Annotated in this window: 15 protein-coding genes; 7 read left to right on the forward strand and 8 right to left on the reverse strand. The window is 33.3% G+C overall.

Features of this window, described 5'->3' with window-relative positions; all coding sequences use genetic code 11:
• Positions 1-74 precede the first annotated feature (74 nt).
• The 4 genes from GJV85_RS00910 to GJV85_RS00925 are packed head-to-tail and all read left to right on the forward strand — an operon-like array spanning position 75 to position 3,730.
• The gene (locus GJV85_RS00910; protein ID WP_207562016.1) at positions 75-1,127 is read left to right on the forward strand and encodes a nucleotidyltransferase family protein; all 1,053 of its coding nucleotides are present in this window, start codon (positions 75-77) and stop codon (positions 1,125-1,127) included.
• Between the two features lie 3 nt (positions 1,128-1,130).
• Positions 1,131-1,976, forward strand: coding sequence for a radical SAM/SPASM domain-containing protein (locus tag GJV85_RS00915; RefSeq protein WP_207562017.1), 846 nt, complete (start codon positions 1,131-1,133; stop codon positions 1,974-1,976).
• Complete coding sequence (locus GJV85_RS00920; protein ID WP_207562018.1) at positions 1,976-2,683, forward strand: acylneuraminate cytidylyltransferase family protein; 708 nt, start codon at positions 1,976-1,978, stop codon at positions 2,681-2,683. Before GJV85_RS00915 ends, GJV85_RS00920 begins: the two co-directional genes overlap by 1 nt.
• A gap of 24 nt (positions 2,684-2,707) precedes the next feature.
• The gene (locus tag GJV85_RS00925) at positions 2,708-3,730 is read left to right on the forward strand and encodes a radical SAM/SPASM domain-containing protein (RefSeq protein ID WP_207562019.1); all 1,023 of its coding nucleotides are present in this window, start codon (positions 2,708-2,710) and stop codon (positions 3,728-3,730) included.
• Here the strand turns inward: GJV85_RS00925 and neuC are convergent.
• From neuC to GJV85_RS00960, 7 genes are read right to left on the reverse strand one after another with little or no spacing between them, the layout of a single operon-like run.
• Positions 3,723-4,883, reverse strand: coding sequence for a UDP-N-acetylglucosamine 2-epimerase (gene neuC, locus GJV85_RS00930; protein ID WP_207563102.1), 1,161 nt, complete (start codon positions 4,881-4,883; stop codon positions 3,723-3,725). The genes GJV85_RS00925 and neuC overlap by 8 nt on opposite strands.
• A gap of 29 nt (positions 4,884-4,912) precedes the next feature.
• Complete coding sequence (locus tag GJV85_RS00935) at positions 4,913-6,235, reverse strand: MBL fold metallo-hydrolase (protein WP_207562020.1); 1,323 nt, start codon at positions 6,233-6,235, stop codon at positions 4,913-4,915.
• Between the two features lie 14 nt (positions 6,236-6,249).
• A complete protein-coding gene (locus GJV85_RS00940) occupies positions 6,250-6,942 on the reverse strand; it encodes a class I SAM-dependent methyltransferase (protein WP_207562021.1) in 693 nt (230 codons plus the stop codon).
• A complete protein-coding gene (neuB, locus tag GJV85_RS00945; RefSeq protein ID WP_207562022.1) occupies positions 6,935-7,948 on the reverse strand; it encodes an N-acetylneuraminate synthase in 1,014 nt (337 codons plus the stop codon). The genes GJV85_RS00940 and neuB overlap by 8 nt, the downstream gene beginning before the upstream one ends.
• Positions 7,945-8,520, reverse strand: coding sequence for a NeuD/PglB/VioB family sugar acetyltransferase (locus GJV85_RS00950; protein WP_207562023.1), 576 nt, complete (start codon positions 8,518-8,520; stop codon positions 7,945-7,947). Before GJV85_RS00950 ends, neuB begins: the two co-directional genes overlap by 4 nt.
• Entirely contained in the window at positions 8,517-9,656 is a 1,140-nt protein-coding gene (locus tag GJV85_RS00955; protein ID WP_207562024.1) for a LegC family aminotransferase, read from the reverse strand. The genes GJV85_RS00950 and GJV85_RS00955 overlap by 4 nt, the downstream gene beginning before the upstream one ends.
• A complete protein-coding gene (locus tag GJV85_RS00960) occupies positions 9,656-10,843 on the reverse strand; it encodes a UDP-N-acetylglucosamine 4,6-dehydratase (protein ID WP_242689806.1) in 1,188 nt (395 codons plus the stop codon). Before GJV85_RS00960 ends, GJV85_RS00955 begins: the two co-directional genes overlap by 1 nt.
• A gap of 151 nt (positions 10,844-10,994) precedes the next feature.
• Here GJV85_RS00960 and fliD point away from each other — a divergent pair, with 151 nt between their 5' ends.
• From fliD to GJV85_RS00975, 3 genes are all read left to right on the forward strand, one after another.
• Positions 10,995-12,416, forward strand: a complete 1,422-nt coding sequence (fliD, locus tag GJV85_RS00965; protein WP_207562026.1) for a flagellar filament capping protein FliD — start codon at positions 10,995-10,997, stop codon at positions 12,414-12,416.
• A gap of 94 nt (positions 12,417-12,510) precedes the next feature.
• A complete protein-coding gene (gene fliS, locus GJV85_RS00970) occupies positions 12,511-12,882 on the forward strand; it encodes a flagellar export chaperone FliS (protein WP_207562027.1) in 372 nt (123 codons plus the stop codon).
• Positions 12,872-13,126 (forward strand): hypothetical protein, encoded by a 255-nt coding sequence (locus GJV85_RS00975; RefSeq protein WP_207562028.1) that lies wholly within the window; start codon positions 12,872-12,874, stop codon positions 13,124-13,126. Before fliS ends, GJV85_RS00975 begins: the two co-directional genes overlap by 11 nt.
• Before the next feature lies 1 nt (position 13,127).
• On the opposite strand, the gene GJV85_RS00980 is transcribed toward GJV85_RS00975, so the two are convergent.
• The gene (locus tag GJV85_RS00980) at positions 13,128-13,823 is read right to left on the reverse strand and encodes an SDR family NAD(P)-dependent oxidoreductase (protein ID WP_242689807.1); all 696 of its coding nucleotides are present in this window, start codon (positions 13,821-13,823) and stop codon (positions 13,128-13,130) included.
• Positions 13,824-13,830 lie beyond the last annotated feature (7 nt).

The raw sequence follows: 13,830 nt of genomic DNA on the forward strand, positions 1-13,830 counted from the left end.
AATACATACCGTTATTTCTACAAATAAAAAGACTTTAACCGATAGTATATTATATAAAAGAAAAAGACTCAAAAATGAAAAGTATTGACAAGATAAAATTAACTACTGGCTCAACTATTAAAGAAGCTATGAAGGCTATAGATGTTGGTGCGATGAAAATTGCGTTAGTTGTAGATAAAGATGAGAGACTACTTGGTGTTTTAACTGACGGTGACATTAGACGGGCTCTTTTAGGTGATATGAGTTTTGATTCTACGGTTGAGTCTATTGTTCAAAAAAATCCTCTTGTATGTTATATAAATGACTCAAGAGAGGATATATTAGCAAAGGCGGTAGGTAAAAAGATTTATCATATGCCTATTTTGGATATGAAAGATAGAGTAGTCGGGATTGAAGACATAGACTCTCTTCTTGAGAGTAGAAATAGAGTAAATAGAGTGGTTTTAATGGTTGGAGGTCTTGGTTCGCGTTTAAGACCGCTTACCGAAGATACTCCAAAACCAATGCTTAAGGTTGGAAACAAACCAATTTTAGAGACGATAATAAATAATTTTAAGCAGTATGGTTTTAAAGATATTATTCTTAGTGTTAATTACAAAGCGGATATAGTTAAATCTCATTTTGGAGATGGCTCTAGATTTGGTGTTAATATTGAATATGTATATGAAGACAAGAGAATGGGTACAGCAGGTGCTTTGAGTCTTATGAGTGGAAAGTTTGATGAGCCATTTTTTGTAATGAATGGCGATTTACTGACAAATGTAAACTTTGAACATTTTTTAAATTTTCATATGGAAAATGACTCAAGAGCGACAATGGCGGTTCGGGAGTATGAGTATCAAGTTCCTTATGGCGTTATTAACCAAGAAGAAGGGGCGATTACCTCTATCGTTGAAAAGCCAATACAGAGATTTTACGTAAATGCGGGAATATATATTCTTGATCCATGTATATTGAAAAAAATTCCTTACAATATTTTTTATGATATGCCAACACTCTTTGAGGATTTGATAAAGAGTGAAAAACCTCCTATATCTTTTCCTGTACATGAGTACTGGCTAGACATTGGACAAATGAATGAACTTAAACAGGCTAGAGATGAGTATGCAACAATTTTTGAGGAGTAAGTCATGAAGATGAAAAAAAAAGTTAACTTTGACATCTGTACTTATTGTAATCATAAATGCACATTTTGCTCAAACTCTGATCCAAGAACCATAAAAGATCAGACCTCGCTAGTTGACTTTAAAAAGGTTATGAGCAATATCTCTAAATATGTAGAGATATCAGAACTAGGTCTTTCTGCAAAAGGCGAAGTTTTGGTAAATAAAGAGTTCGCTTCAATAGTAGAGTCATGTAAAAAAGATTTTAATGTTCCTTATGTTTACTTTAGCAGTAATGGAGCTCTTCTAAGCAAAGAAAAAGCGATAGAGATTATAGAAGCTGGTGCGGATAGTATTAAATTTTCTATTAATGCACTCGATAGAGAAAGCTATAAAGATGTACACCTTGTAGATGATTTTGATCTTGTAATAGATAATTTTAAAGAGTTGCTAAAGCTGAAAAAAGATAGATATCAAGCCTTGAAAGTGACAATATCCTCCGTTATAAATATGGATGAAAATATCTTAAGAGAAGAGTTTAAAAAGCTATTAGGCGAAAATTTTGATTTAATAGATGGGATATCTGTATATGCTATTAGCTATACACCAAAATTTGATGAGATATCGTCTTCTAAAGTTGTTACAAAAAAGTGTTCGATACCATTTAAAGAGTTATATATAAACTCTGATGGCTCTCTTGGGCTTTGTTGTAAAGATTATTTTGACGCTATAAACTTTGGTTCACTTAAAGAGAATGATTTTTTAGATGTTTATAACTCTGAGGAGTTTAGGTCGGTACGGGAGATGCATGAAAAGAGTGCGTTCCCAGATAATCATCTTTGTAAAAACTGTCTCCTTTATGGTGATCAATAATGTATGAAGATAGTAAAATATTAGCCATTATCCCTGCTCGTGGCGGGAGTAAACGCCTACCGAATAAAAATATACTACCACTTCAGGGTAAGCCTTTAATAGAGTGGAGTCTTGAAGAGGCTCAAAAATCAAAATATATAGACACTACAATAGTTAGTAGTGATTCTAAAAGTATTTTAGATGTAGTCTCTAAATTTGCTCCTAATATGGCGTTTAAAAGACCCTCTGAACTAGCACAAGACGAGACTCGTTCTATTGACGTGGTAATCAATGCTTTAGAGTTTTATAAAGAGTATGAGTATGTGATTCTTTTACAACCGACTTCTCCGTTACGTGATGTAAAGGATATAGACGGAGCGATAGAGCATTTTTTTAAAAATAAGGCAACTTCCGTTATAGGCGTTTGCGAGGTTGAACACTCTCCTCTTTGGAGTAATACTTTGGATGAAACTCTGAGTATGGATGAGTTTTTGGATGATAAGTATAACAATTCGCGTTCACAAGATCTACCACTCTATTATAGGATAAATGGTGCTTTTTATATGAGTAATACCGAGTCCATTAAAGAGAATGAAACTTTTTTTGTTAAGCAGAATATTTATGCATACATTATGAGTCAAGAGCATTCTGCCGATATAGATACAAAGTTGGACTTTATTGTTGCCGATGCTCTTTTACGAGAGAGAAAATTAGAAAAAAATAGATAATTATTATAGAGAAAAGGAAAAATTATGTCAGCACATCACATAGAAGAGAAAAAAGAAGAGGTAAACTACAATGCTAACGAGATAGTCTACTCTAAAGATTGGGAAAAATACCGTGGAGCAGATTATGCAGAGTATAGAGCAAATTGGTCCAAATATCCTAAAGAGAGGTTTGTCTCTCATTTTCCATTAAATCTTGATATTGAGACAACTGACCTTTGTAATTTAAAATGTCCAATGTGTCCAAGAACCATTATGGATGCAGACGAAGATAACCATATAGTAAAAAGTCGTTATATAGACAAAGAGACATATATGGACATCATAGACCAAGCAGTCGAACATGGAGTTAAAGCAATCAAACTTCAATACCTTGGAGAGCCTTTACTTCATAAAGACATAGTTTTTCAAGTCGAGTATGCGAAGAAAAAAGGCATCATTGACGTAATGTTTAACACAAACGCCGTTCTTATGACTCCTGAACTATCAGAACAACTACTTGAAGCTGGAATAGATAAGGTTTTTGTATCTTTTGACGCGGTAAACCCAAAGCTCTACCAGCAACAGCGTGTTGGAACAAGTATCGGGGTGGTTATAGACAACATTCACGAGTTTATAAAACTTCGTAACAAGTCTTACCCACAAACGCACATAAGACTCTCTATGGTTATGTATGACGATCCAGTTTGGCAGAGACAGTTTGAATCTATGAAGGTTATGTGGGATGGTCTAGTTGACTCTCTTGGGTATGGCGTTTTTAATGAAAGACATAAAGACTTAAAGCACGAGTATGAAAAAGTAGAAGGTTTTGCATGTGAGCAACTCTTTCAACGTATGTTTTTAAAGTGTAACGGTAATGTTACCGTATGTTGTGTGGATGGTGATGATGAGTATGTTGTAGGAAACTGGAAAGAAGAAAAACTCATAGATATTTGGAACTCTCCAAAGTATCAAGAGATAAGAGAACTACATACAAGTGGAAACTATGATAAAATAGCAATGTGTAGAAAATGTTTTTTACCTGATTTATATAACAAAACATTTAAATAAGTTTCTTCTTTATATACCATTTTGGATTATTAAGGTCTATCTTTTCTAAAAATTTTACAATTTTTTTATGAGCACTTCCATCTCCGTAAGGATTCTGTAGTTTTTGTATATTATTTCTGTATTTTCTATCAAAGCAGGCCTGATTTAAGGCTTTAATAATATCTATTTTATTATGCTCAACAAAGACAACATTACCAGCATTTAATCTCCCTTTTTGTCTATTGCCAACATTGATAACAGGGAGTTTATATAATGGAGCTTCTAAAATTCCCATACTTGAATTTCCAACTAGTGCAAGGGTATTTCTCATTACATTAACAAATATTTCTCTCGGTAAATTTTTATAAAATTTAATATCATCACTTTTATACTCATTAATCTTATCGATTATTTCATATGAACCTGGATCGCTATTTGGGTATATGCCAATAACCTTTATCTTATTAATGTCAGAAAATTCTTTAACGGCTTCCATAGTGGATTGAATTTGAGTATTAGTATCCTCAACTTCTGATGATATTGGATGTTGCAGTACTACAATATATTGACTGTTATAAATGTCAATATTAAGAAAATTACTTAATTTTTTAGCACTAATTTTTTTTGTCTTTATAATATTATTTAAAGCAGGATTCCCACTGTTTAGAATCCTAAACTTTTCTTCACCAATTTTTTTAAGATTATTAGCATACTCTTTAGCTGTTGCAAAATGAATATGAGCAAGCTTGCTACATGATAACCGGATTGGATCATCTGCATTACCATAAACTGGATCCCCTCCACCTATATGAGCAACTAATACATTCATATAATTCCCAACTATACATGTTGCTATACTCTCCTCTCTATCTCCAACAAAGATTAACATATTGGGATCTTCTCGTTCAACAGTCTGTGTCAATCCTTCTATTAGTATTCCAACACCTTTTGATCTTTGGGTTTTTCTATTAGTCATTAACAAGTAATCTATTCTGTCTGCTATGTTAAATCCATCTTCTATAATTTTATTAATAGTTAAGCCATGAGTATATGACAAATGAGCACCTGTAACTACAACTTTGAGTTCGAAATTTTTATTATTTTCTAGTTCGTTTAAAACAGGAAAAAGTATGTCGTATTCAGACCTTATACCAGTAACGGCTAAAATTTTCATTGTTTTCAATTTATATCCTTATATAGAAATTATTTAGTTAAGTAATAATATGAAAACATAGTTATATACATTAAAATATCTCTGTGATGCACAGTTGAAGGGTGCCTTTCGAATTCTGCAAGTAATCCTACATGTAAATTTTCAAAAATAATTTTTTTACTTAGAACACCGGACATGATATTCTTGTCTGTTTTAATAACTAAGTTGGCCTCTCTATGAAATTCTATACAGCCTTCTCCAAACTTTATAGTAATATTTAGATTGATGTCTTCAATGATAATCGAGAGTGTTTTCCCTATTATAGAAGGATAAAATTTTCCTTGAGAGACTTTGTCTACTACAAATTTATTAAAAAGAATAGCAAAATTATTTAGGGTGTTTTGAATGTTATTAGTATATTCATATATTTTATAAGTTTGGCATTGATCTACAATTCCATATGCATTATAATAATTAATTGCAGCATCTTTAATATTCTCTTGAGAGATTTTTTCAAAAAAGTTTTTGATTACTTTATCGAAATTAAACCTATCACCAGGCATCATATTGATTATTTCTAAGTGTTTTGGTATCTTATCGTGTAAATTACTTTCAATATATTTTTTTGATGGGGATATTATGTTTTCTAGCAGCTCTGGCTTATTTTTTAAAAAGATACCAACATATCCAGCATAAGGAAGAAAATATCTTGCACCAACGATATTAGCATTTTTCATTCCTTCAATAAGTCGCATATTTATAACATCATTTTGGATTTCACTTCTAATTTTATCGGTTATATTAGTATAAACCGTAGGGAATCCTGATGCCGCATTATTTTGAGACATATAAAATGTATTATTACTGCCAACTATACTTACCTCTTCTCTCATCATGTTTACTATGTTCTCTGCTAAAATTCTCCAATTATCATTGCAATGAATTATTAGTGCATCTGGTGTTCGTATTGTATACATTGCATCATCTAAAGATATTTCTTCATTCCTAAAACTTCTAAGATAAAAACTACCTATTTGTAATCCCTTCTCATCAATATTATTGTAATTAGTAAAACCATTTCTTTTAACTCGTTTCATCACACTTTTTGATTTAAAATTATTTGAGTAAATGGCTGTGTCTCTATCGAATATTTGTAGAAACTTTTCATCACAATGGTCATCATGGGCATGTGAAATTAGTATACTTAATTTATTCTTTATAGAAGCTACATATGCAGGATGAACATACATAGGTGGAATTGGTATCCAACTACCGAATGCTGGAGATTGATACCATGGGTCTGTTAAAAAATACTCGTCTTTATATCTAATTAAAATACTAGCATGACTTAAAAAAATAAGTTCTGTTTCCATCTTGACCTCTCTTTTTATCTTAATTTTTTAACTACAACATGATATCTGGCATGATTTATATTATTGAGTATATCTTGTTTTTCTATTAAAGTTATCTCTTGTATTTGAAAGAGTTTACCTAATAGTAGATTTATTTTATGTAAATCAAAATATGATTGTATAGTCCCTAGTTCATGTGCTTCATCAATTTCTTTTTCTAAATTCCCATTAAATGAACTATCTTTTGTTGAAATTAGGTCAAAATAAATATAACCATCATTTTGTATACATCTATGTAGTTCAGACATGCCAATTTTTGCAATTTCAAAAGGCATACTATCCAATACTCCATGTGAAAGCATGAAATCAAATTTATTATCATCATATGGTAAATTGGTAATGTTGGCTTGAATAACTTTATTGCCTAAATATGATAAATTTTGTTGTTGGAAAATTTCTTTAGCATATGAAATTGCATCAGTTGATAAATCAAACCCATATGCATCGAGTTTAAATTCATTGATAAGTTTAACATGTCTACCTATACCGCAACCAAAATCTAGTACTTTAGGTAAATGATGAAAATTGTATTGTTTTTTGAAATCATTAAAACCAATACGCTTCTTTATGTATTTGGATATAAACCTGATGATTTCTTCATGGGGGTAGAATACAAAGTTATCTTTATTCTTATAAGAATTGTTCCATTGACTTATGTGATTATTCATTTGATTGCTCCAATATTAATTCATCTTGTATGTAGTATTTACTTGCGATAGTGCCTACAATACAATCCCATTTCATAGGATTTATACCATTACCTGGGCGTTTAGTTGTGATGTTTTTCTCACTTAAAACATCGCCTTTTTTTATGTCGCACTTGGCTACTATAGATTTTCTAGCTATTTCTATGTTTGGAGTCTCGCTTGGAGTCGGTTTTTTCTCAAAACTTCCAAGAGCTACCTCTATATTTCGTATGGCGTTTACCATTGCATGAAGCTCCTGAGGTTCTAGCGAAGCTTTATGGTCGGGTCCTTGCATAGTTTTGTCAAGTGTGAAGTGTTTCTCTATGATAGTAGCACCTAAAGCAACAGCGGCAATGTCTACCTCTATGCCAAGAGTGTGGTCACTATAGCCATAGGCTATGTCAAACTCTCCCGTAATGCTAAGCATGGCATTTAGGTTGACATCGGACATAGGTGTCGGGTACTGAGTATTTGCATGAAGCACTGTGATATTTTCTTTGTTCGTCCCAGCTTTTATTAACACTTGTAGAGCATCTCCTATCTCTCTCATCTCGGACATACCTGTTGAGAGGATGACATTTTTATTCAGAGAGCCTATTTTTCGTAGAATTGGAAGATTTGTTATCTCCCCACTTGGTATTTTAAAGGTATCTAGTCCTAAGTTGTGGAGCATATCTACACTATCTAAATCAAAAGGAGTAGAGAGAAAGATGATGCTTTTCTCTTTGGCGTAACTGATAAGTTCTTTGTGAGTCTCTAGGTCAAGTTCGAGTTTTTTTATCATCTCAAACTGAGACTCGTTTCTGTCTGTAGTCTCTTTTTGGTACTGGGCCTTCTGAGCACTCTTGCTTACCAAGTTTTCTGTTTTAAATGTTTGAAATTTAACAGCATCTGCTCCTGCACTACTAGCCACATCTATGAGTTTCCTAGCTAGTTCAACTGAGCCGTTATGGTTTACTCCGGCTTCAGCTATTATAAAAACACTCATTTGACAATACTTCCAGCTTTTATGAAACCCTCCGCACCACTGTACTCCTTTATAGTTGACCCACTACCAAAAAATGTATTTTTCTTGATAATTGATCCGCCATTAATAATAGCTCCAGTGGAGATATGTACATTGTCTTCAATAATAACGTCATGTTCTATAAGAGCTTTAGAATTAACAATGCAGTTTCGACCAACTTTTGCATTGGCGTTTACAAGTGCATGATGCATAATAACAGTCCCTTCTGCTATACTCGCATGTTGAGAGACATAAGCATAAGGTGATACTATAGTGGGAGTGAAAAACGTTAATTTCTTTAAGAGGCTAAAAAGTTTAATCCTTAAAGTATTTGCTTGAATATGCCCAATAGTAACTACGGCATTAGGGATTTTTTTTCTTAACTCTGGTAGATCTTCATCGCAGCCAATAATCCTATAACCTAATACTCTTTGATCAATCAGCTCTTTTTTGTCTATTATTCCGATTATCCTGTACTTTTGTTCTTGCTCAATTACATCTATTACAGCTTTACAGTGGCCACCACCACCAATTAGTAAAATATCTTTCATCATAACCTCACTCCACTTGGAATATTAAGAACTCTCTCGCTTAAATATTTTGAGTTCTTTAGTGTATCTTTTTGGCACTTTTTAAACATCTTTAACTCGCTCAATAGTTTCCAAACCGGTCTACTCATAACTATATTATCATTTGAAATTTTTAAAAAATTATCCCTAGAACTTTTATCTTTAAAAATAAGAGCATTTAACCAGTAATTTGACTGTGCATTCTTTGGCTCTTTTATAAATTCTATATCGTCAATATTTGTGAAAAATGTTTTATATTTTTGAGCCAAATCTCTTTTATCTTCTAAAAATATTTTGAGTTGTTCAAGTTGTGCGCATAGAAGTGCCGCGTTTAGGTTTGGCATTCGGTAGTTGTAGCCTATTTCATCGTGCTCATATTCGTAAGGGTGCGGTACTTTTGCTGTCGTGGTAAGGTGTTTAGCCCTCTTGGCTAACTCTTTATTATCCGTAACAATAACTCCACCACCACCCGACGTAATTATTTTATTTCCATTAAAGCTAAATACGCCAAGAGAACCAAAGGTTCCCGTGTGCTTATCTTGATAGTGACTGCCAAGAGATTCTGCAGCATCTTCAACTAATTTTATATGCCAATTTTGACATATCTCTTTTAGCTCATCAATTTTGCAAGGGTGACCAAAGGTGTGCATCGGTACACAAGCTTTGATTATGTTGTTTGTATTTTTATTGATACATTTTTGCTCAATAATTTCACAGTTTAGGCTTAAAAAACTTTTTAACGAGTCTGGACTTAGCCCCAGTGTATCCATATCAACATCAAGAAATATAGGCGATGCACCAGTATAGCTGATGGCATTACTAGTAGCTACAAAACTAAGAGCTTGTGTTATAACTTCGTCGTCTCTTTTTACATCTGCTAAGAGTAGGGCAATGTGTAGAGCTGAGCTTCCATTTACTGTAGCTACTGCATATTTACTCCCGACATAAGCGGCAAAATCTTTCTCAAATCTATCTACAAAGGCACCGACACTTGAGACATAAGTAGAGTCTATACATTCGGTTAGATACTTTTTCTCATTCCCTATAAATTTTGGCTCATGCAGAGCTATAAACTCGTCTGTATCGTAAAGTTTTTTGATGAAGTTGATAATCTCAATCACTACATTTTCCCATCAAGGTATTTACCTGTTTCAATATGTCCAAAGTCAGGTATTAGTTTTAAAAACTCTTGTTTTATATCATCTTTTGACCACTTGAGACTCTTTTTAAATGAGGCTATTTTGGAGCTAAAGTTGTTGAGTCTGTTTTCATCATACTCTGGGTCGTTTTTAATAATGCCAATATTCTCAAAACTCTTCATATCGAGGCTCTCTTTATCTGTATAGAACTCTTCAAAATCTTTCTCGCCACTTGTATCGCTAGATGTAAAAAGGCAGGGCCATTTTCCTTCTGTAGGAAGAGTTTTTACAAGTTCCCTCGCTTCATCTTCATCTTTGCACTCGTGTACTTCATAGCCTTTTGTTTTAAGATACTTAACTGCTATGTCTGCAAAAGAGATGAGGTGTAGCTCCTCGGAGAGTTTAGGGAAAAAAATATCCCTATTTTTACCAAAGATACAGCTCATTAAACATAATTCACCAGACTCTTGAGCCGTGACAAAATAGCGTTTAACATCGTTTGGTGCGACGATAGGCTGAGCTTTTTCTATACGTTTATTAAAGCTATGTAAGAGTGAACCATCACTAAACGCCACGTTTGCAAAACGAGCTGTAGAGATTTGAATGTATTTGCTTCTTCGCATCAAAAACATCTCCATAATTCGCTTTGATGCTCCCATCATGTTTACTGGATTTGCCGCTTTGTCTGTTGAAACACAGAAGTATTTTTTCGTTCTTTTAGAAATGGCCTGTGCTATTGTTTTGTCAGTGTTAAAGATGTTGACATCACACATTCTCATAAGAGTATACTCATCCTCTTCGCTTCGTACATGTTTAAGAGCTGAAAGGTTTAGAACATAGTCATACTTTCCATCGTTGGCTATAAAAGAATCATACTCAATAGAACCGATGTCTAAAGCATATGTTTTAAACTCACCATCTATGTATCCAAAAGAGCTTCGTATATCACGAACTAGTTCAACAAGATTGTTCTCACTTATGTCAACTACATGAAGCTTCTTAGGTTGGCGTTTAAATATTTCTTTAACAACAGCTTGACCTATGCTACCAGCTCCACCAATGACAAGAAATGTAGAACTTGTTACTATCTCTAAAAGTTCGTTTGAATGGTTTAATATGTCATCCTTAAAGAGTAGTTTATCTCTGCCAATTAGATTGAGTATATTCACATGTAGCCTTAGTATGGAATGATATTTGTTATAATTTTCTATATAAAGCAAGTAAAGTACCATTAAATCATTAAAAAAATAGAATAGTTTGTCGATATAGTTATACTTAAAAATATATAATGATGAAAGATTATTTACAAAAGGATTTGTTATGGCAATTAGTTCATTGGGTGTGGGATCAGGTATATTGACACAAGATGTTATAGATCAGCTGCGTAAAGCAGATGAGGCTGGACGTATTCAGCCAATAGAACTAAGTATTGTAAACGAAAATGATAGAAAAGATGCATTTGGAGTTATGGATGCTCATATGACTAATCTTACTGATAGTATAGAGGCTATGAGTGGTCAGCTTCTTTATAATGAACGTTCATCAGATGTTTTAGGAACGTCTGTAGAAGTAACTGCAGATGAAAATACTGATATCCAAGACTTTACCCTTAATGTAGTAAGCCTTGCTACAAAACAGATTGAACAATCAGGTTCATTTGCACTAGATACTACAACAGTTGCTACAGGAGTAGGATCTTTTGACTTTAATGTTGGCACACAAAGTCTAAATATTGCTTATGATGGGACTACAACACTAGATGATTTAAAAGATTTAATTAACGAACAAGCAGGTGATTTAGTCGATGCAACTATAGTGCAGGTAAGTAGTGGAGATTTTCGATTATTTATAAGTTCCGCAGAGACTGGCGATGGACAAGATATTAGTATAGTTGATGGTGTTGGTGGAAGTCTGAGTAATCTGCTGACAACAGATACGAGTTTGAGTACAGCTCCAACAAATGATCCAGAAACAGGCTTACCTTATGCTGCTGTACAGTCAGGTGTAAATGCTGAGTTTAAGTTTAATGGTCAAACTGTATTTCGTGAAAGTAATGATGTTAATGATTTAATTACTGGACTCGATATTACACTTAAAGAAGTAGGTATATCAGTAGTTAGCATTGCTCAAAACCGTGAAGGTATTTTAGAAAAAATTGACAACTTTGTAAAACATTATAATGAGACAATGACAGAGTTAGATAAACTAACAAAATCAAGTACTGATGCAGACGAGAGAGGAATCTTTTCAGTTGATAGCACGATTAAGAGTATGAAAAGAGATATAGAAAATATGCTTATAAATATCAGCAGTGGAGCTGGAGCGATGGAAGATTATGGCTTTGAAATTGATAAGGATGGTAAGATGAGCATCGATAAAACATTACTTGAAGATCAACTTGATACAAATGCTGTAAATGTACAATCCTTTTTTGCGGGAGGGACTTTTATTACTAATGATCCTAATGTAGGTGATAGTGTTGAACTTGAGGGTGCTTTTGTTCAGATGTTTACAACAATGGATGCTTATGCTGGATACAATGGAACATTAGATCAATTTGAGGCGGACATAACCGATAAAATATCAACACTTGAAGATCGAAAAATGATTGCTACAGAAAGACTTGATTCAAAATATGAAATAATGGCAAAGCAATTTGCAGCTTATGATAGCTTGATTAACAAATTTAATGCAGCTTCTGATGTGTTTACTCAATTAGTAGCTGCACAAAGTGATAGTTAAGTAATATTTGACTTGAAACCCTAAATAAAACTGGGTTCTTGCCGATATATTTTACATGAAAGATTTTAACGATAGTAGTCAAAAAGGACCTAAAATGTATGGTAGTACAGCTCATAATATTTATGCACAAAACAATGTAGGGATAGAATCTCCTGCAAAACTTATAGAGATGCTTTACGAGGGTGTTTTACGTTTTAATGCTCAAGCAAAAAAAGCTATTAAAGATGGTGATATAGAGAAAAGAGTACATTGGATAAACCGCTCAACAGCAATTATCACAGAGCTCATATCCATCTTAGATATGAAGCAAGGAAATGTGTCGGAATATCTAGAAGGACTCTATAATTACGAAATAAAACTTCTTGCTGAAGCCGGAGCTCTAAATAGCATAGAAAAAATGGATGAAGTAAGTAATGTTTTTAAAGGCCTACTTGAAGCTTGGAGAGAATCCACAGATGTGGCTTAATCAGCTTAAAATTGCCATAATAGAAAAAAATACAGATAATTTAAATAGACTATTAGACAATCTCCCTCAGTTAAAAGATAAAAAAGAGATAGAGGAAGCTCTGTTTCTGCTCCAAGCGGCAACTGATTTAGTCCAAGGACTAAAGAGTGAGACACAAGCTTCAATGATACAGATGAAAAAAAATATAACTTTTTTAAAAGCTACACAAGAAAAACCTACTTCAAAATTTGATATAAAATCATAATTTATCTTTTTTTAGCAATTCCAAACTTCAAGCTTCTTATTGTATAGTCACTTACAACAGCCCCTTTTCTCATACCTAATATATGCTCAACTGCATCGGCAATATCTGAAGCAAAAAGCTTTTCATCATCTTTTTTACTTGTCTCAAAACGCAGATCATCATAAAATGGACTCTGCGTCATATCTGGATTTATATTTGAAATACTAAGTCCACTTTTTCTTGTCTCTTCAAAAAGAGAGTCTGAAAAAGCTTTAAGTCCACTTTTTGTAGCACTATAAACAGCTGAAAACTTACTTGCACGCACAGCTTCTATGGAGTTTATATTTATAAGGTAGCCATCATTTTTTTTTAAATCTCTTAGCAGGGCATTTGTTAAAAGCATGGGAGCAGTAAGGTTTAAGAAGGTCATTTCTATGATAGTTTGAGCATTAAGTTCTTCGTGTGGCTCAAACCGACCAAATCCCGCAGCGTTTATAAGAATGGATATATCTTCTTTTTTGAGCTCTTCACACACTACCTTTGTTTCATTCTCTTTGGAAAGATCTGCTTGAATAGGACGAAAATTTTCATCATTAAAGCACTCTAGGCTTACTGATCTACTTATTCCTATAACACTATATCCTAGCGATAATAGCCTATGTGTAATTTCTTTGCCTATTCCACTACTTGCACCAGTTACAACCACTTTTTTAATCATTATATCA

Source organism: Sulfurimonas aquatica, from assembly GCF_017357825.1.
In the GTDB taxonomy this organism is placed as follows: domain Bacteria; phylum Campylobacterota; class Campylobacteria; order Campylobacterales; family Sulfurimonadaceae; genus Sulfurimonas; species Sulfurimonas aquatica.

Excerpts from the sequence above, each read along its gene's own strand:
- GJV85_RS00910 (WP_207562016.1), top strand. The coding sequence starts at position 75 with ATGAAAAGTATTGACAAGATAAAATTAACTACTGGCTCAACTATTAAA.
- GJV85_RS00915 (WP_207562017.1), top strand. The coding sequence starts at position 1,131 with ATGAAGATGAAAAAAAAAGTTAACTTTGACATCTGTACTTATTGTAAT.
- GJV85_RS00920 (WP_207562018.1), top strand. The coding sequence starts at position 1,976 with ATGTATGAAGATAGTAAAATATTAGCCATTATCCCTGCTCGTGGCGGG.
- GJV85_RS00925 (WP_207562019.1), top strand. The coding sequence starts at position 2,708 with ATGTCAGCACATCACATAGAAGAGAAAAAAGAAGAGGTAAACTACAAT.
- neuC (WP_207563102.1), bottom strand. The coding sequence starts at position 4,883 with ATGAAAATTTTAGCCGTTACTGGTATAAGGTCTGAATACGACATACTT.
- GJV85_RS00935 (WP_207562020.1), bottom strand. The coding sequence starts at position 6,235 with ATGGAAACAGAACTTATTTTTTTAAGTCATGCTAGTATTTTAATTAGA.
- GJV85_RS00940 (WP_207562021.1), bottom strand. The coding sequence starts at position 6,942 with ATGAATAATCACATAAGTCAATGGAACAATTCTTATAAGAATAAAGAT.
- neuB (WP_207562022.1), bottom strand. The coding sequence starts at position 7,948 with ATGAGTGTTTTTATAATAGCTGAAGCCGGAGTAAACCATAACGGCTCA.
- GJV85_RS00950 (WP_207562023.1), bottom strand. The coding sequence starts at position 8,520 with ATGATGAAAGATATTTTACTAATTGGTGGTGGTGGCCACTGTAAAGCT.
- fliD (WP_207562026.1), top strand. The coding sequence starts at position 10,995 with ATGGCAATTAGTTCATTGGGTGTGGGATCAGGTATATTGACACAAGAT.
- fliS (WP_207562027.1), top strand. The coding sequence starts at position 12,511 with ATGTATGGTAGTACAGCTCATAATATTTATGCACAAAACAATGTAGGG.
- GJV85_RS00975 (WP_207562028.1), top strand. The coding sequence starts at position 12,872 with ATGTGGCTTAATCAGCTTAAAATTGCCATAATAGAAAAAAATACAGAT.
- GJV85_RS00980 (WP_242689807.1), bottom strand. The coding sequence starts at position 13,823 with ATGATTAAAAAAGTGGTTGTAACTGGTGCAAGTAGTGGAATAGGCAAA.